The organism is Dorea sp. YH-dor226, assembly GCF_039832105.1.
Classification (GTDB): Bacteria; Bacillota; Clostridia; order Lachnospirales; family Lachnospiraceae; genus Dorea_A.
Window position 1 is genome coordinate 1 of sequence record NZ_JBDOHS010000021.1, and the last position, 18,623, is coordinate 18,623.

At 45.1% G+C, this 18,623-nt stretch carries 15 protein-coding genes and 1 pseudogene; all 16 read left to right on the plus strand.

Going from position 1 to position 18,623, the window contains the following annotated elements; all coding sequences use genetic code 11:
- Window positions 1-544: 544 nt before the first annotated feature.
- The 16 genes and pseudogenes from ABE547_RS13235 (at window position 545) to ABE547_RS13310 (ending at window position 18,617) form a co-directional block, all read left to right on the plus strand.
- The gene (locus ABE547_RS13235; RefSeq protein ID WP_002584327.1) at window positions 545-2,005 is read left to right on the plus strand and encodes an Lsa family ABC-F type ribosomal protection protein; all 1,461 of its coding nucleotides are present in this window, start codon (window positions 545-547) and stop codon (window positions 2,003-2,005) included.
- A 214-nt stretch (window positions 2,006-2,219) separates the two neighbouring features.
- Window positions 2,220-2,765 carry an AAA family ATPase gene (locus ABE547_RS13240; RefSeq protein WP_002584326.1) on the plus strand — a complete coding sequence of 182 codons (546 nt, stop codon included), beginning with the start codon at window positions 2,220-2,222 and terminating at the stop codon, window positions 2,763-2,765.
- Window positions 2,766-2,961: 196 nt separating this feature from the next.
- On the plus strand, window positions 2,962-4,542 hold the full coding sequence (gene mobQ / locus ABE547_RS13245) for a MobQ family relaxase (protein WP_002584325.1): 1,581 nt from the start codon (window positions 2,962-2,964) through the stop codon (window positions 4,540-4,542).
- A gap of 65 nt (window positions 4,543-4,607) precedes the next feature.
- Window positions 4,608-5,252, plus strand: coding sequence for a CHC2 zinc finger domain-containing protein (locus ABE547_RS13250; RefSeq protein ID WP_002584324.1), 645 nt, complete (start codon window positions 4,608-4,610; stop codon window positions 5,250-5,252).
- Window positions 5,221-6,558 carry a virulence-associated E family protein gene (locus ABE547_RS13255; protein ID WP_002584323.1) on the plus strand — a complete coding sequence of 446 codons (1,338 nt, stop codon included), beginning with the start codon at window positions 5,221-5,223 and terminating at the stop codon, window positions 6,556-6,558. Before ABE547_RS13250 ends, ABE547_RS13255 begins: the two co-directional genes overlap by 32 nt.
- A gap of 241 nt (window positions 6,559-6,799) precedes the next feature.
- Window positions 6,800-6,997, plus strand: coding sequence for a hypothetical protein (locus ABE547_RS13260; RefSeq protein WP_347379229.1), 198 nt, complete (start codon window positions 6,800-6,802; stop codon window positions 6,995-6,997).
- Window positions 6,998-8,668 (plus strand): recombinase family protein, encoded by a 1,671-nt coding sequence (locus ABE547_RS13265; protein ID WP_002584321.1) that lies wholly within the window; start codon window positions 6,998-7,000, stop codon window positions 8,666-8,668.
- A gap of 91 nt (window positions 8,669-8,759) precedes the next feature.
- A pseudogene (locus ABE547_RS13270) lies at window positions 8,760-8,843 on the plus strand (Maff2 family protein); the annotation flags it as partial.
- A 12-nt stretch (window positions 8,844-8,855) separates the two neighbouring features.
- Window positions 8,856-9,725, plus strand: a complete 870-nt coding sequence (locus ABE547_RS13275) for a VirB6/TrbL-like conjugal transfer protein, CD1112 family (RefSeq protein WP_005344182.1) — start codon at window positions 8,856-8,858, stop codon at window positions 9,723-9,725.
- A 23-nt stretch (window positions 9,726-9,748) separates the two neighbouring features.
- A complete protein-coding gene (locus ABE547_RS13280) occupies window positions 9,749-10,213 on the plus strand; it encodes a PrgI family protein (protein ID WP_073106999.1) in 465 nt (154 codons plus the stop codon).
- Window positions 10,214-10,289: 76 nt separating this feature from the next.
- On the plus strand, window positions 10,290-12,551 hold the full coding sequence (locus ABE547_RS13285; RefSeq protein ID WP_347379234.1) for a conjugal transfer protein TraE: 2,262 nt from the start codon (window positions 10,290-10,292) through the stop codon (window positions 12,549-12,551).
- 16 nt (window positions 12,552-12,567) lie between these two features.
- Entirely contained in the window at window positions 12,568-12,678 is a 111-nt protein-coding gene (locus tag ABE547_RS13290) for a hypothetical protein (RefSeq protein WP_008688066.1), read from the plus strand.
- 18 nt (window positions 12,679-12,696) lie between these two features.
- The gene (locus ABE547_RS13295; RefSeq protein WP_028086444.1) at window positions 12,697-15,498 is read left to right on the plus strand and encodes a CD1108 family mobile element protein; all 2,802 of its coding nucleotides are present in this window, start codon (window positions 12,697-12,699) and stop codon (window positions 15,496-15,498) included.
- The gene (locus ABE547_RS13300) at window positions 15,479-15,832 is read left to right on the plus strand and encodes a DUF4315 family protein (protein WP_227163109.1); all 354 of its coding nucleotides are present in this window, start codon (window positions 15,479-15,481) and stop codon (window positions 15,830-15,832) included. Before ABE547_RS13295 ends, ABE547_RS13300 begins: the two co-directional genes overlap by 20 nt.
- The gene (locus ABE547_RS13305) at window positions 15,798-17,222 is read left to right on the plus strand and encodes a CD1107 family mobile element protein (protein ID WP_044924458.1); all 1,425 of its coding nucleotides are present in this window, start codon (window positions 15,798-15,800) and stop codon (window positions 17,220-17,222) included. The genes ABE547_RS13300 and ABE547_RS13305 overlap by 35 nt, the downstream gene beginning before the upstream one ends.
- Window positions 17,223-18,617, plus strand: a complete 1,395-nt coding sequence (locus ABE547_RS13310; RefSeq protein ID WP_347379230.1) for a DNA topoisomerase — start codon at window positions 17,223-17,225, stop codon at window positions 18,615-18,617.
- The last annotated feature ends 6 nt before the right edge of the window (window positions 18,618-18,623 follow it).

Consider the following 18,623-nt stretch of genomic DNA (forward strand, 5'->3'; position numbering starts at 1 on the left):
GTGAACCAGTATATCATGAAGGATAATGTCAAGGTCAGGTAGTATTCTCTTCGAGAATCTCCACCTTTCCCTTGACATTATCTTGGGGGTGAAGTGTTACCAATCATTGACACCTATACAATAAGCGATTTGTTAAATTTTTATAACCACTTGTATTTGCCTGCGATTTATGGTATAATATTTTGAAATTTAGAAAGAGGTGGGAAGATGATTAACTTTTCTTGCAAATAAAATCAAAATATGCGGTAGTGCTATACTTTGGCATTATTGTGTCTATTGCAAGAAAGTTATATGTCTATCTTACTCAATATAGTGCTGTTGCCACTTTTGCTTAGTGGTGTTATTTTATGCTATGACGAGCTGCAAGGATAAACTTTCTTGTGGCTCTTATTTTGTTTTGGAGGTGCTTTATGAATAGTGCAGAACAGATAGTTACACATGATTCACTCCGTATAGTGTCGGTTCCTTTTGGTGAAATCTATACGTAGTAAACATTCACCGAACCGACTTTGTATCGTATGACATGCAAAGGAGGATAATATTTATGTCAATGATTAAAATTGAAAACCTTACGTTTTCATATCCGACAAGTTATGATAATGTTTTTGAAAATGTCAGTTTCCAGGTTGATACCGATTGGAAGCTTGGTTTTGTGGGCAGAAACGGACGAGGTAAAACAACCTTTCTGAATCTTCTGCTTGGGAAATATGAGTATAGTGGAAAAATCCTATCATCCGTACAGTTTGATTATTTTCCTTATCCCGTTTCAGATAAGAATCGTATTACAGAGGATATATTGCAGGAGATTTGCCCACTTGCGGAAGAATGGGAACTTATGCGAGAACTTTCTTATCTTGATGTTGATGTCGATGTGCTTTGGCGACCTTTTGAAACACTTTCCAACGGAGAGCAGACAAAGGTTTTGATTGCCGCTCTTTTTCTTAATGAAGGGCATTTCCTACTGATTGATGAACCTACCAACCATTTGGATGCCAAAGCGAGAAAAAGTGTGGCGGCATATCTGAAAAAGAAAAAGGGATTCATCTTAGTTTCTCACGATCGTCGCTTTCTTGACGATTGTGTTGACTATATTCTATCGATTAACCGAGCGAATATCGAAGTGCAAAGAGGAAACTTTTCATCATGGATGTCAAATTTTGAGCGACAGCAAGAATTTGAACTGGCTCAGAACGAACGTTTGCAAAAGGACATCAGACGATTACAGCAGTCGGCAAAACGCGCTGCAGTATGGTCTGAACGTGTAGAAGCTTCCAAAATTGGGGCAGCAGATAAAGGTTATGTCGGTCATAAAGCCGCCAAAATGATGAAGCGTTCAAAATCTATAGAAGCGAGACAACAACAGACAATCGAACAAAAATCAGCATTGCTGAAAAATATGGAAACCGCAGAAGCCCTCAAGATACAACCGCTTAATTACCATACAGATTTGCTTGCATCATTATCGAATGTAGTAGTTTATTATGATGGCATTTCAGTTTGTGAACCCGTTTCGTTTGAAATAAGACAGGGAGAACGCATTGTGCTTGATGGAAAGAACGGCAGTGGCAAAAGTAGCCTGTTAAAGTTGGTAGTCGGGCAGTCCATAGATTATACGGGTACAGTAACACTTGGCTCTGGGCTTGTAATTTCTTATGTGCCACAGGATACATCGTATTTATGTGGAACCCTTTCCGAGTTTGCAGAAGAAAACAACCTTGATGAAAGTTTGTTCAAGGCAATTCTTAGGAAAATGGACTTTGAGCGTGTACAGTTTGAAAAGGATATTAAAGACTTTTCTGGCGGGCAAAAGAAGAAAGTCCTAATTGCGAAAAGCCTTTGTGAAAAGGCACACTTGTATGTATGGGATGAACCGCTCAACTTTATTGATGTGTACTCACGTATGCAGATTGAACAACTCATAACGGAGTTTGCCCCGACCATGCTCCTGGTAGAACATGACAGTGTTTTTCGAGATACTGTGGCAAGTAAAATTGTGAATATCTAAATTGGTTCTTCCGCAATTTTACGTTTTTCGCTTTAATAAAAATGGAGAATGCTGATTTACACTGGCATTCCAGTATTGAAAAATTACAAAATACGGATAATTGCGTAAGAACCTCTAAATTAAAATAATTGTATGGGTTAATTCCAGCTTTACAGAGACTCAAATTCCAGTTTGTAGAATTAAGAAAATCGTAATTTGTGGAGGTAAAATATAGATGAATCAAGGTAGAATTATTGTAATCACAGGTGCGCCGGGGACAGGAAAAACTACAACGGCATCTGCTGTTGCAAAAGAATCAGATTTGGAAAAGTCTGTGCATATGCACACAGATGACTTTTATCATTATTTGAGTAAAGGGGCAATACCACCGCATTTGCCAGAATCAAATGAGCAAAATTTGATTGTCATTGAAGCGTTTTTAGAAGCTGCGAAGCGATATGCTCGTGGTGGATATGATGTAATTGTTGACGGTATTATCGGACCGTGGTTTTTAAAGCCGTGGCAAAGTCTTGTTCGGGAACATTATGAGGTGCATTATATTATTTTAAGGGCAAGTAAGGAAGAAACCTTGAAGCGAGCTGTTGAACGCTCAAAGTTAGACCGAAAGACAAATATCGAATTGGTAGAAACCATGTGGGAGCAATTTTGCAATCTGGGAATATATGAATCGAATGTTATAGATACGACCACTTATTCCATTCAAGAAACTGTTTCCGCAGTACAAGAAAAAATCGCAAGTAGGGCAGCGTTGTTGTCTTAGATTGTTTTGGTGCAATTCCAGTTTGTTAGCTTTACATCGGGTCAACTTGTCCCGAACTTTTACAACTAAATACCCGCCGCTCACACAGTGGCACACCGAGCAGGAAATCTGAAAAAGGTCTCCTGCTTTTTTTCTGCCCAAAATGAGGTGGTAAAACGCCACCCCTTCCACCAATTAGCGAAAGGAGGGACACGAAATGCCTTGTCCACACAACGAAATCACGATTGTTCAGCGCAGCCAGCGGCAGTCTGCGGTTGCCGCCGCTGCTTACCAAAGCGGCGAAAAGCTGTTCTGTGAATACGACCAGCAAGTAAAGCACTACCCGGAAAAGCGTGGTATCGTCCACAATGAAATCCTGCTCCCGGCAAATGCTCCACAGGAATATGCAGACCGCAATACTTTATGGAATGCCGCCGAAGCGGTGGAAAAGCAATGGAACTCCCAGCTTGCAAGGCGGTGGGTGCTTACCATTCCCAGAGAGATACCGCCCGACCAGTACGCTGTCCTTGTACGGGAGTTTTGTGAACAGCAGTTTGTTTCCAAAGGCATGATTGCTGATTTTGCCATCCATGACCCCCATCCGCCGGGACACAATCCCCACGCCCATGTCCTGCTGACCATGCGGGCAATGGATGAACATGGAAAATGGCTTCCCAAGAGCCGCAAGGTTTATGACCTTGACGAGAATGGGGAACGGATAAAGCTGCCGTCCGGCAGGTGGAAAAGCCACAAGGAGGATACGGTGGACTGGAACGACCAGAAGTATTGTGAAATCTGGCGGCATGAATGGGAGGTTATCCAGAACCGCTATCTGGACGCCAATGACCGCCCGGAGCGTGTGGACTTGCGTTCCTATGCCAGACAGGGGCTTGATATAGTCCCCACTGTCCATGAGGGGACTGCTGTCCGGCAGATGGAAAAGCGAGGTATCCAGACGAATATCGGCAACCTGAACCGGGAAATCAGAGCCGCCAACCGCCTGATGAAGTCCATCCGGCAGCTTATCCAAAACCTCAAAGGCTGGATTACCGAGCTGGGAGAAAAACGGAAGGAGCTGCTTGCACAAAAGGCGGCGGAGGAAGCGACACTTCTTCCCAATCTGCTGATGAAGTATATGGAGATACGAAAGGAAGAACGGAAGGACTGGACAAGGGCTGGACAGAACCGGGGAACTTCACAGGACTTAAAGGCAGTCAGCGAAGCCCTGTCCTATCTCCGGCAAAAGGGGCTTTCCACTGTGGAGGACTTAGAAGCGTTTCTGGAATCTTCCGGGAAATCAGCCGCAGATTACCGCAATCAGATGAAGCCAAAGGAAGCCCGGAGCAAAGTGATTGACGGGATTCTTGCCAGCCGGACAGACTGCAAGGAATGTAAGGCTGTCTATGAGAAGTACCAGAAGATATTTTTTAAGAAAATAAAGGGGAAATTCAAACAGGAACACCCGGAGGTTGCCCGGTATGAGAAAGCCGCTGACTACCTTGCCAAGCACCCGGACGATAAGGATAAAACGAAAAATGAGTTGCAACAGGAGCAGGAAACGCTTCTCAGCGAAATCGCAGAGCTGAAAGTACCACTGACCGAGGTACAGGAGGATTTGAAGAAGCTGCGGGACATCCGCTACTGGGTACGGAAAGCCACACCCGGCACAGAGGAAAGCAAAGAGCCGCCCAAGAAGCAGCCCATCAAAGAAGTCTTGCAGGATAAGACTGACGAGAAAAAAGCACAAAGAACCGCCCCGGCACAGGAGAAACACAGACAACAGGATATGGAACTTTAACAGGCACTTGCCATTTTCAATTAGAGAATGTCAGGTGCTTTTCTTATTTTCAAGGAGGGATAGATTTGAATGTATTCGAAGCTGTGAAGCAGTCCGTCACAACAAGACAGGCTGCGGAGTATTATGGAATCCATGTAGGTCGGAACGGGATGGCTTGCTGCCCGTTCCATAACGATAAAACCCCAAGCATGAAGCTGGATCGGCGTTACCATTGCTTCGGCTGCGGTGCGGATGGGGATGTGATTGATTTTGCCGCCGCCCTGTATGGGCTGGGAAAGAAAGAAGCCGCCGTACAGCTGGCACAGGACTTCGGGCTTTCCTATGAGGACTGGAAACCGCCGGGAAAGGTAAAAAAGCCCAAGACCCGGCAGAAATCCCCGGAGGAACAGTTTCAGGAAGCAAAGAATCGCTGCTTCCGTATTCTTGCCGATTATCTCCATCTGCTGATGGCATGGAGAACGGACTACGCCCCGCACTCCCCGGAGGAAGCCTTTCATCCCCGGTTTGTGGAAGCCTTACAGAAGCAAGCCCAAGTGGAATATCTGCTGGATGTGCTGCTGTTCGGGGAAACAGAGGAAAAAGCGGATTTGATTACGGACTACGGAAAGGATGTGATACAGCTTGAACAGCGAATGGCAGAACTTGCAGCCGCAGACGCAGCAAGAACTAAAAAACACTATGAACGCCATGCAGCCGCCCCAGAGCGTTGAGGAAATCAAGGCGGGGCTGGAAACCACCGAGAAAGGCGGTGTCCGTCAGAGCATACGGAACTGCCTGACCGTATTCCAACGTGACCCTCTGCTTTCAGGGGCTATCGCATACAACATCCTGACTGACCGCAAGGACATCATAAAGCCCATCGGTTTTCACAGAGAAAGCACCGCCCTGAACGATACGGACATGAAGTATCTGCTTCTTTATCTGGAAGAAACCTACGGGCTTACCAATGAGAAAAAGATTGATAACGCCATCGGGATTGTGGCGAATGAAAACAAGTACCATCCCATCCGGGACTATCTCAATACCCTTGTGTGGGACGGGACAGAGCGAATCCGCTTCTGCCTGCGGCACTTTCTGGGGGCTGACGCAGACGATTACACCTATGAAGCGTTGAAGCTGTTCCTGCTGGGTGCAATCTCACGAGCCTTTCAGCCGGGGTGCAAGTTTGAAATCATGCTCTGTCTGGTAGGCGGTCAGGGGGCTGGAAAGTCCACCTTCTTCCGGCTGCTGGCAGTCCGGGACGAGTGGTTCTCCGATGATTTGCGGAAGCTGGACGATGACAATGTGTACCGCAAGCTGCAAGGTCACTGGATTATTGAAATGTCGGAAATGATGGCAACCGCCAACGCCAAGAGCATTGAGGAAATCAAGTCATTTTTAAGCCGGCAGAAAGAGGTCTACAAGATACCTTATGAAACCCACCCGGCAGACCGCCCCCGTCAGTGCGTGTTTGGCGGCACTTCCAATGCCCTTGACTTCCTGCCCCTTGACCGTTCCGGCAACCGCCGCTTTATCCCGGTCATGGTGTACCCGGAGCAGGCGGAAGTTCACATTTTGGAGGATGAAGCCGCTTCCAGAGCCTATATCGGGCAGATGTGGGCGGAAGCGATGGAGATTTATAAAAGCGGCAGGTTCAAGCTGGCTTTCAGCCCCGCCATGCAGCGGTATCTCAAAGAACACCAGCGGGATTTTATGCCGGAGGACACCAAAGCCGGGATGATACAGGCGTATCTTGATAAATACACCGGGAGCATGGTCTGCTCCAAGCAGCTCTATAAGGAAGCCTTGAACCATGCTTTTGACGAGCCGAAGCAATGGGAAATCCGGGAAATCAACGAGATTATGAACCAGTGCATTTCCAGCTGGCGGTACTTCCCAAACCCAAGAATGTTTTCCGAATATGGCAGACAAAAGGGCTGGGAGCGTGAAAACCCGGCAACGGACTCCGGCAACCCGTCTGAAAAAACGATGGACGGTTTTGTGGAGGTCACAGAACAGATGGAGCTTCCATTCTGAAAAGGACAGCCCGTTGCACCCCCTGTTGTTATCCCGTTGCCGAGCCGGTTGCCGGGAAAAACCCCTTATTTCCGGGCTTTTCTCCCTTATAACAACCAAAACAACAAAAAAATAAAAGAAAAGTATAAATAGTAACCATCGCCAGATTGAGATTGTTTGCAAGGTCTTTTGAAGTCCGTTGCCGGACTTCGTTGCCGACACCCTCTGTCTGGCTATTTTCATGTATGGAGGATAACTGCCTATGGCAAAAAACAAAACAGAGATTCATGTGACCACTGTATTTGACGGGGAGCTTGACGCCACTGATGTGTTCGCCAGCCTGATTTCCCAGAAATACGGAAAGACAAATGCAAAAGAATATCTTGCTAAAAAGAAAGATATAGGCTATAATGAAGATGAGGTTCAAAAGAGCCAGATACCGTCTGGATTGTGTGGGTAAATGGCTATGATGAACGAAATGGAATACAGAACAATCGGTTCGGCACTTGCCGGGGGTTATCGTGCGGCGGTCTATTGCAGGCTGTCAAAGGACGATGACCTGCAAGGCGAAAGTGCCAGTATCGCAAACCAGCGTGATATGCTGGAAAAATACTGCGAAAAGCAGGGATGGGAGGTTGTGGCAGTCTATCAGGACGATGGCTTCACAGGTCTTAACATGGAGCGTCCTGACCTACAGAGAATGTTGAGAGCCATTGAGCGCAGGCAGATCAACCTTGTCATCACGAAAGACCTCAGCCGACTGGGGCGTAATTATCTGCAAACCGGGCATTTGATTGAGGACTTTTTCCCAAGAAACGGTGTCCGCTATATCGCCATGAATGACGGCATCGACACCCTGCGGGATAACAACGACATTGCCCCGTTCAAGAATATCCTGAACGAGATGTACAGCAAGGATATTTCCAAGAAAGTCCATTCCTCTTATCTTCTGAAAGCGCAGAAAGGACAGTTTACCGGGTGTCTTGCCCCGTTTGGGTATCGGAAAGACCCGGAGGACAAAAACCATCTGCTCATTGACGAGGAAACCGCCCCGATTGTGCGGCTGATTTTCGGATATGCCCTGAACGGTCATGGTCCGAACTATATCCGCAGACGGCTGGAGAAAGAAAAAATCCCCTGCCCTACATGGTGGAACCGGGAACGGGGGCTTCGCAATACCCGCACCAAATGGGAAAAGAAAGACCCAGAAAACGGGCGGTATATGTGGGACTTCTCCGTTATCAAAGACCTTTTGATGAATCCCGTCTACACCGGGGCGATTGCTTCCCAGAAAAAGGACTACCGCTTCAAAATCGGCACGATTGGGGAAAAGAAGCCGGAGGACTGGATTGTGGTGGAGGGACAGCATGAACCGCTGATTGACAGCATGAGCTTTGACATTGTGCAGAACAAGCTGAAATCCCGCCAGCGTCCGGGGCAGACCAATGAAATCAGCCTGTTTGCCGGACTGTTAAAATGCGGCGAGTGTGGGAAGTCGCTGACGGTACGCTACACAAACGCTAAACATCCCCAGCGGATTTACTCCTGCAAGACCTACAATGCCTTTGGAAAGAACCACTGCACCCAGCACCGGATTGATTATGACACCCTTTACAGCCATGTGCTGCGGAAAATCCGGGAATGTGCCAGAGCTGCCCTGATGGACGGGGAAGCGGTTGCCGACCGCCTGACCAATACCTGTGAAGCCGAGCAGCGGGAACAGCGGGAAGCAATGGAACGCTCCCTTACAAGGGACGAGGAACGGATTGAGGTTCTGGACAAAATGGTCATGCGGCTTTATGAGGATATGATTGCAGGGCGTATCAGTGAGCAGAATTTCAACACCATGCTGGAAAAGACACAGACCGAGCAGACGGAGCTTAAAACAAAAGTGTCCGAGGGCAGAAAGCGGCTGTCCGATGAAGTCCAGCTTGCCAATGATGCAAAACAATGGGTGGAAGCCATTCAGGAATACGCCAACATCACAGAGCTGGACGCAGCCACCCTCAACCGCTTAATCAAAGAAATCGTTGTGCATGAGCGCATTGACGAAGATAAAACAAGACACATTTCTATCGAAATTCATTTTAATCTCAAACCCATCCCGGAGGTGGAACAGGTCACTGCCTGACCTGTCCCGCCGGGACGGTTCTCTTAACAACACCATATAGATTTTTTGTACGCCGCCGCCCGCCATCGAGCAGAGTTTTTACACCTAATTGGGGATGAAACAGCTGATGGCTGGTGCCGGAATCATGCTGCTGGGAACTACCCTGATTCCACAGCTGGCAACATTGTTCTCTTAAGAGGAGTGGTAGATGAACACCATCATTGAGAGAATTACGGAAGCGATAAAGGATATCCTGATCGGGCTTATCAAGTCCTGTTTGGATAACATGTTCACGTCTGTCAATGAGCAGGTGGGAACCATAGCCGGGCAGGTGGGACAGACACCGCAGGGATGGAATGCCGGAATCTTCAATCTGATCCAGAACATTTCCCAAACGGTGATTGTCCCCATTGCGGGACTGATCATCACATTTGTCCTGTGCTATGAACTGATTACGATGGTAACGCAGAAAAACAATTTCCATGAATTTGAGACTTACAACATTTTCCTCTGGATCTTTAAGGCGTATGTAGCCATTTATCTGGTGACGAATACGTTCAATATCACGATGGCGGTCTTTGACGTTGGCCAGCATGTGGTCAACAATGCCGCCGGAGTAATTTCCGGAAACACAGCAGTGGACGCATCGGAAGCAATCACAAGGATTGTGGATGCACTGGAAGATATGGAACTGGGGGATTTGTTCTTGTTATCCATGGAAACGCTGCTGATCAGTATTACCATGCGGATTCTGTCGATCATTATAACCGTTATTTTATACGGAAGAATGATAGAGATTTACCTTTATACTTCCATAGCACCAATTCCGTTTGCCACCATGACCAATAAGGAATGGGGCAATATCGGAAACAACTATTTAAAAGGCTTGTTCGCACTGGCATTTCAGGGATTCTTCATGATGGTCTGTGTGGGAATTTATGCAGTTTTAGTAAATGCAATGACCATATCCAGTGACCTTCATGCAGCAATGTTTTCAGTAGCGGCTTATACCGTGATTCTTGCATTTTCATTATTCAAGACCGGAAGCCTTAGCAAATCAATATTCAATGCCCATTAGCGGGCAGGAAAGGAGCGCATACCATGGCGTATGTACCAGTACCAAAAGACCTTACCAAGGTCAAAACAAAAGTAGCGTTAAATCTGACAAAACGGCAGCTGATTTTCTTTTCACTTGCCGCAGTAGTGGGAATTCCGTTTTATCTGTTCATGAGAAAACCAATCGGTTCCAGTATCGCAGCCATCCTGATGGTAACGATCATGCTTCCATTTTTCTTCATGGCAATGTATGAAAAAGACGGGCTTCCCTTAGAAAAAGTGGTGGCAAATATCATTCGACAGAAGTTTATCTGTCCGTCAGTAAGACCATATAAGACAGAAAATTTTTATCAGGAGATTTCCACCCTTGTAAAAAAGGAGGGTGTGCCGGATGGCAAAAAAGACAAAGCAGGAGGCTCAGCAGGAGCGTCTGTCCCTGGTGGAAAAAAGAAACCGTCAGGAAAGAAGAAACAAAAAAAGCAGAAAAGAAAGAGAACAGGAAAAGCGTAGGAAGAAGCAGGAACGGGACCGCAGGAAACAGAAAAATATTCCTACAACTGCGCAGCAGAGTATTCCGTATATTCGGATGCTGCAGGATGGTATTTGCCAGGTGACAAAGAACTTTTTCTCCAAGACGATTCAGTTTTATGACATCAACTATCAGCTTGCTTTAAATGAGGATAAGACCACGATATTTGAGAATTACTGTGATTTCTTAAATTACTTTGATTCTTCCATCAGTGTGCAGCTGTCCTTTATCAATCAGCAGGTGGATGTGGCAGAATTTGAGAAAAGCATTGACATTCCTGATCAGAACGATGACTTCAATGCCATTCGTGATGAGTACCGTACTATGTTGAAAAATCAGCTTTCAAAAGGAAATAATGGTCTGGTGAAGACAAAGTATATCACTTTTGGAATCGAAGCAGAAAGCCTGAAGGTGGCAAGATCAAGGCTTGAAAGAATCGAAACATATATCTTAAACAACTTTAAGGTCCTGGGAGCACAGGCACATTCACTAAATGGTCTGGAAAGGCTGGAGATTCTATATCATGTGTTCAACCAGGATCGGATTGAACCATTTAAGTTCCAGTATAAGATGCTGCCGGAAACCGGATTAAAGACCAAAGATTTTATTGCACCGACTTCCTTTAACTTTTCCAAGAATCAGACATTTATGATGGGAAGAACGATGGGGAGTGTGAGTTACCTGCAGATTCTTGCACCGGAGCTGACAGACCGGATGCTTGCAGACTTCCTGGATGTGGATGACAGCATCAATGTCAACATTCATATCCAGTCCATTGATCAGAGTTCAGCAATCAAAATGATCAAGAGCAAGATTTCAGATCTGGATAAGATGAAGATTGAAGAGCAGAAACGGGCGGTACGTTCCGGTTATGATATGGACGTGCTTCCATCAGACCTTGTAACCTATGGAGAAGAGGCGAAGAACCTGTTGGAAGATCTGCAGTCCAGAAATGAGAGAATGTTCCTTGTGACATTTCTGGTAATGAATACCGCAAAGAAGCGTCAGAAGCTGGATAATAATATTTTCCAGGTGCAGGGAATTGCACAGAAATATAACTGTTCTTTAAAACAACTGGATTATCAGCAGGAAGCAGCACTCATGTCCTGTATTCCACTGGGAGTCAATCGAATTGAAATTCAGAGAGGGCTTACCACATCTTCAACAGCGATCTTCGTGCCATTTACGACACAGGAACTGTTTCAGGAAGGGGAAGCTCTTTATTATGGATTAAATGCATTATCCAACAACATGATCATGGTTGATCGGAAACGTCTGAAGAACCCGAATGGACTGATTCTTGGTACACCTGGTTCCGGTAAGTCCTTCTCAGCAAAGAGGGAAATTACAAACTGCTTCCTGATTACGGAAGACGATATCATTGTCTGTGATCCAGAAGCCGAATATTCGGCACTTGTGCAGGCACTGCATGGGCAGGTAGTTCGGGTTTCGCCAGTATCTGACCAGTATATCAATCCAATGGATCTGAACCTGAACTATTCCGAGGAAGATAATCCACTGTCACTGAAAGCAGATTTTATTCTGTCTTTGTGTGAGCTGATTGTTGGAGGAAAGAATGGACTGGAGCCGGTAGAAAAGACCATCATTGACCGCTGTGTACGGTTAGTATATCAGGAATATCTTGCCGATCCAGTGCCGGAGAAGATGCCAATCCTGGAGGATTTATATAACCTTCTGAGAAAACAGGAAGAGCCGGAAGCACAGCGACTGGCCACTTCGTTGGAAATCTATGTTACAGGTTCTCTGAATGTATTTAATCATCAGACAAACGTGGATATCAATAACCGCATTGTCTGTTTTGATATCAAGGAGCTTGGTAAGCAGTTGAAAAAGATCGGGATGCTTGTAATCCAGGATCAGGTCTGGAACAGGGTAACGATGAACCGTTCTGCCCATAAGTCCACCAGATACTATGTGGATGAGTTCCATCTTCTCTTAAAAGAGGAACAGACTGCAGCTTATAGTGTGGAGATCTGGAAGCGATTCCGTAAATGGGGTGGTATTCCAACTGGCATCACTCAGAATATTAAGGATTTGCTGTCTTCCAGGGAAATCGAGAATATATTTGAAAATTCAGATTTTATTTATATGCTGAACCAGGCTTCCGGAGACAGGCAGATTCTGGCAAAACAGCTGAATATCTCACCAACCCAGCTGTCCTATGTAACCAACAGTAATGAGGGTGAAGGACTTCTGTTTTATGGAAATGTCATTATCCCATTTGTAGACAGATTCCCGAAGAATTCCCTCTATAAAATCATGACAACCCGCTTGGAGGAGACTTCTGAAGCAGGTTAAAACAAAGGAGAAAACAATGTTACGAGCAATTTCATATGTATTAACTTTTAGTGGCGGTGCTGTTTTTGGCATCGCTTTTCTCTGTTTATTACAGGCAGGGAAAGGGTATCCGAAGAAGGAGGAGTAATCAGTGGCAGAACAGAGAATGAAAGTCAGGGACAAGAAAGTCCAGAAGATGACCAAGGATGGTCTGGTGGAAGAAAACCTGACAGATAAATCTTCTGTTCGTGTCAGTAACCGTGTCGGTGATGTGCAGATGGGAAGAAAACAGGGGGAAAAAGAAGAAAACCTTGTGGATAAGTCTCCCCGCCAGTCTGAACGGAGTGGGAAAAATATTCGACCCTCTGTGCAAAAATCCAGAGATGCACCGGAACTGATACGGACAGAGAAGCAAAGTGAGGATTTTGGACAGAGTAGTAAACAGCAAAATAGAAAAAGAATCCGTGCTGAAGTCGGAAAAGAATCCAGACTTGCAGAAGAATCCGAAGCCGGACAGTCAGGGAGACTGAAAGAAAAACGTGCTGATCTATCAGAAAACAGAGGAGACAGCCGGAGAAATCAGACAGGTGGCAGCAAAAAGCCAAAACAAAAACAACGTTTGAAGTTTGCTTATGAGGAAACTGGTGCTTCTGTGAAAAATGACAAAGATATGGAGAAATTGAACCAGATGGATACGGATGGAGTCAATTTCCGCCATCAGAAACAGAAAGAAAAAGCCAAAAAGTTTTCTTATGAAGAAGCAAGAAAGAAAAAGGAAGCAAAGCAGCATTCCAAGAAAGCACAGGTCTATCAGGCAAATGAAGGAGAAACTCCTGGAAAGAAAAAATCCCGTTTGAAGTTTGGTGAAGGGGAATCTGTGAAAACAGAAAAAACTTCTGTTGTCAAGAAAGCAGGAAGTGCAACTTCCGTAGCATTGCACCGTGAGATCAGCAAAAATGAAGACGATAATGCGGCGGTAGAAGGTGCCCATAAGTTAGAAGAAAGCGGCGAAGGTGTTTACCGGCTGGAACAGAGAAGTGCCAGACGCAGGAAACAGTGGGCATCCAGAAAAAGAAGCAGACTTGAAAGACAGGAAGAGAAACAGGCACAGGCTGCATCCCATCAGGAGCAGAAGAAGCTGAAAAAACAGATTCAGAAGCAACAGATCAAATGGGATTATGCCAAAGCGAAGCGAAGTGAACAGACAGTAGGAACAGCTACAAAAGGTACGATTGATTATATTAAGAAGATTGGCGGTAAGGTCACCAACTTCTTTAAAGAAAATCGGAAGGTGTATATCAGTGTAGCAGTTCTGATCGGATTGATGTTTCTGATCATAACGAATGTCACGTCATGTTCTGCAGTGTTTTTACAAAATGTAATCACTTACACAGGGACCAGTTATCTGTCATCGGATCAGGCAATCCGGGAAGCGGAATTGTATTATACACAGCTGGAAGCTAATCTGCAGGAGCGGATCAACAACATGGAATCTGAAGAACCGGGACATGAGGAATACCGATATAACATCGGACCTATTGAGCATGATCCGTTTATCCTGATCAGTTATCTGTCAGCAAAGTATGAAGAATTTACCTTTGAACAGGTAAAGCCAGAACTGGATGCTCTTTTTGCATTGCAGTATCGGTTAGAAACAGAAGCAGTCAATGAGACTGTGACAGAGACAGCAACTGTAAGAGTTGGAGAATCTTTGGGACAGGTTGTGACCAGTGGGTATTGTAACTGCCCAATTTGTTGTGGTATTTGGAGCGGAGGACCGACTGCCAGTGGAGCATATCCAACTGCCAATCATACCTTAGCGGTAGATGCTTCCAATCCGTTTGTACCAATGGGAACAAAGGTAGTTATGAATGGTGTCGAATATACTGTAGAAGATACCGGAGCTTTCGCAAGATACGGTGTACAGTTTGATGTCTATTATGACAGTCATGCGGCAGCATCTGCACATGGACATCAAACATGGGAATGTTATCTGGCAGATGATAATGGAAGCAATGAAGTGGAAGTGACCAGGACAAGAGATGTAGATGTGCTGAATGTCACCTTAAATAGTGGAAACCTGATGTCAATCTGTCAGGACAGGTTGGGATTTTTCCAGAAAGAACTGTTCAGTGCCTACAACGATACAAAAGGCAACTTGCAGATGTTTGCAACACCGGTTGATTTTAACTGGTATTCCAGTGTGACCAGCTATTATGGATACAGGATTCATCCAATATCAGGAGCAAATCAGCTTCATAATGGTATGGATATCGGAGCACCGGAAGGGACAAAAGTAATGGCAGGGCTGACCGGAACGGTTACAACTTCTGCTTATAACGACAGCTATGGCAATTATGTTGTGATCAAGGACAGTAAAGGCTATGAACTGCGGTATGCACATTTAAGCAGCCGGAGTGTATCTGCAGGAGCATCCGTCACGAAAGGTGATGAGATAGGGCTTGTAGGAAATACTGGAAATTCTACAGGAAGCCATCTTCACATTGAACTTCTGAAAAATGGAGAGCGGTTAAACCCGATCTTTTATCTGGAAACAGGAGAAGGGGCAGGATTTGGCGGCAATGAATATACCAGTGAAGCAGCACAGCGTTTGTTAAATGAAGCAGCGAGATATCTTGGGACACCGTATGTGTGGGGTGGATATTCGCCAAGTGGATTTGACTGTTCTGGATTCGTAAGTTACTGCCTGACACATTCAGGTGTAAGGAATACAGGAAGATTAACGGCACAGGGATTGTATGACATTTGTACGCCGGTATCTCAGTCAGAAGCACAGCCAGGAGATCTGATCTTCTTTACAGGTACTTACGATGCAGGAGTTCCGGTAACGCATATCGGAATCTATGTGGGCAATGGTCAGATGATCCATTGTGGGCATCCGGTGCAGTATACGTCCATCAACTCTCCATACTGGCAGAGTCATTTCTATGGATTCGGACGATGGTAAGGAAAAGGGCGGTGTAACAGCCGTCCGGAAAGGAGAAGCGATGAAAAGTCTTGAAAAAGCAACGGCAGATTATGAGAAAGCCAAGGAAAAAATGGAAGCATCCAAAGCCAGATATGAAGCAGATTTAAAGCGTTTCAAGGCTGCGGAGATAGCAAAAACAGAAGCGGAAAATCTGGAAATTGTAAAAATTATCCGTGCAATGGATATGAGCATTCCAGAGCTGGAAGCTTTCAAAAAGAGAATGAAAAATGAACTGCCCGGCAGGGTAGAAATACAGAAGGAGGAAACAAGGTCTGATGATGAATTTAGAGAAGATGAAACAGAAGAAATCTAAAAATAGCGTGAAAAAAGGATTGCTTGCGGCAACAACGATTCTTTGCTTGACATCGCCTATGTTGCAGACACAGAGTGTGTTAGCGGCAGAGAATACAGCACCCGCAATTACGATTGAAAAGCCAGATGGCTGGAGACAGGGGGAAACGGCAGTCGCAATTACTGTGGATGCCAGTCATATGCCAGAAGGATTTTCTATCACAAAAATTGAAGCGAAAGCTGGGAAAGACGGAAGCTGGCAGGATGTGACAGGGAATGGAAGTATTTCCATTACTGGTAATCAGACGGTCTATGTGCGTGTGACAGATGGTGAGGGGAAGGTCTATGAGCAGAATCGCTCTATTAAGTGTTATGACACAGAAAAGCCTACGCTTTCTGCATCTCTGACAGATGGTGTACTGACGATTCAGGGAAATGATACCGTTTCCGGCATTACTTCTGTGACAGTTAATGGCACCACTTATACAGATCTGAAGGATGGAATGCTGAGAGTGCAACTGACACAGAAAGATTTTACAACAAAACAGATTGAAATCACGGTAACGGATGGTGCCGGAAATACTTCTGAAAAGTATGTGTTGCAGAATCCTTATTATGAATGGGCAAAGAAGCAGGCAGAGAAACAGAAAACTTCAGGTGACAGCAATGGTGCGATGGCAACCACGACCAGTGCAGATGCAACTGGGACTGAGAAAACAACGACTTCACCACTTCCGCAGGATGCACAGGCTTCTGAGCCAACAGATGCAAAAGGAACTGTGGATGATCGGACAGTGACAGGTATTGAGGAACAGCTTAATAAAGAAGGCGAGACAGCAGATTCTGTTACCAAAACAGCTACGGAAGGCACAAAAGAGTTTTATACCATTTCAACTAAGAGTGGTAAGATTTTTTATCTGATCATCGACAATTCAAAATCTCAGGATAATGTGTATTTCCTTACCGAAGTCAGTGAGAAAGACCTGATGAACTTCACACTTTCTGATTCTGTGACACTTCCGGAAGTAGATATTGTTTATGCAGAACCAGAGAAACAGGCTGAAGAAGAAAAGCCGGAAACGACAGAGACAGATGAGAAAGATAAGGTAGAGGATGAAATTCAGATGCCAGAAGACAAAAGTTTGGCAGGGACTTATCTACTGATCGGATTGGTTGCTGTTGGAGCTGCGGCAGGTGGTTATTACTTGAAAGTCTACAAACCGAAACATGAATATGATGATGAAGATGAGATGGAAGAGGATGAAAATGAATCCGAAGATTCAGAGTCAGAAAAACGGGAAGTAGACGATGCAGATGAGCAGGAAGAACAGGAAAATGCAGGGACAGAAGTTTTGAAAGATGAAGATTTCAATGATGAGGTACTAGAAGATGAAGAAGAGGAGCAGGAGTAAATGAAATTAGTGATTGCAGAAAAGCCATCGGTTGCGATGGCACTGGCTTCCGTGCTTGGAGCCAGAACAAGAAAAGATGGCTACGTGGAGGGAAACGGTTATATCGTTTCCTGGTGCGTAGGACATCTAGTTGGATTATGTGATGCATCGGAATACGATGAAAAATATAAAAAATGGAGATATGATGATCTGCCGATTGTGCCAGAATGTTGGAAACATAAGGTATTGGAAGGTACGAAAAAGCAGTTTGGAATCTTAAAGAAACTTATGAGAGATTCCAAAGTAGATGAAGTGATCTGTGCCACTGATGCAGGACGTGAAGGTGAGCTGATCTTCCGTCTGGTGTATGAGCAGGCAGGATGTAAAAAGCCGATGAAGCGACTCTGGATCTCTTCCATGGAAGAACAGGCAATTAAAGATGGATTTGCGTCATTAAAAGACGGTTCGTGTTATGACAGTCTCTATCAGTCAGCTCTTTGCAGGGCAAAGGCTGACTGGCTGGTGGGAATCAATGCGAGCCGTCTTTTTTCTGTTCTGTATAACCAGAATCTGAAAGTTGGAAGAGTACAGACACCAACACTTGCCATGATCGTGGATCGAAATCAGAAGATCAAGGAATTTACCAAAGAGAAATATTATATGGCTCATATCAAATTTGACGATATGGATGCGGTCACAGAGAATTTTCAGAAAAAAGAAGATGCAGATAAAGTGGCTGCAGAGTGTCAGGAGCGCATGTGCGAAGTGGAGAAGGATGATGTGAAAGAGAAAACGGTCCGCCCTCCGAAGCTTTATGATCTGACCACCCTGCAGAGGGAAGCTAACAGAATGTTTGGCTATACCGCACAGCAGACATTGGATGCTGTGCAGGAGATGTATGAGCAGAAGCTTGTCACTTATCCGAGAACAGACAGCCAGTATCTGACAGATGAGATGGGAGAAAGTACAGAAACTCTGATTCAGATGTTATTTGGGAAAATGCCTTATGCTGAAGGTCTGGAATATCAACCGGACGTGAGTAAGGTATTAAATTCAAAGAAAGTATCCGATCACCATGCGATTATCCCAACCATGGAAGTAGCCAAAGCAGATATTGGTGAACTGAAAGAACGAAGCCGCAAGATTTTGTATTTGATCAGTGCCAGGGTTCTGACAGCAACTGCAGATCCTTATATTTATGAGAGTCATAAATGTCAGATTACCTGCAATTATCATAAGATAGGTGGCAGAGCGAAGGCTATGGTTGTTACACCATCCAGACTTCATGCAGTACGATATGTGCAGGAATTTAAGAGACAGATAAAAGAAAAAGGACTGAATGACCTTGAAGTGTTAGTCGCTTTTTCCGGTGAAGTGAAAGATAACGATGATGTGTACTTGGTGATGATTATGTAGCATCTA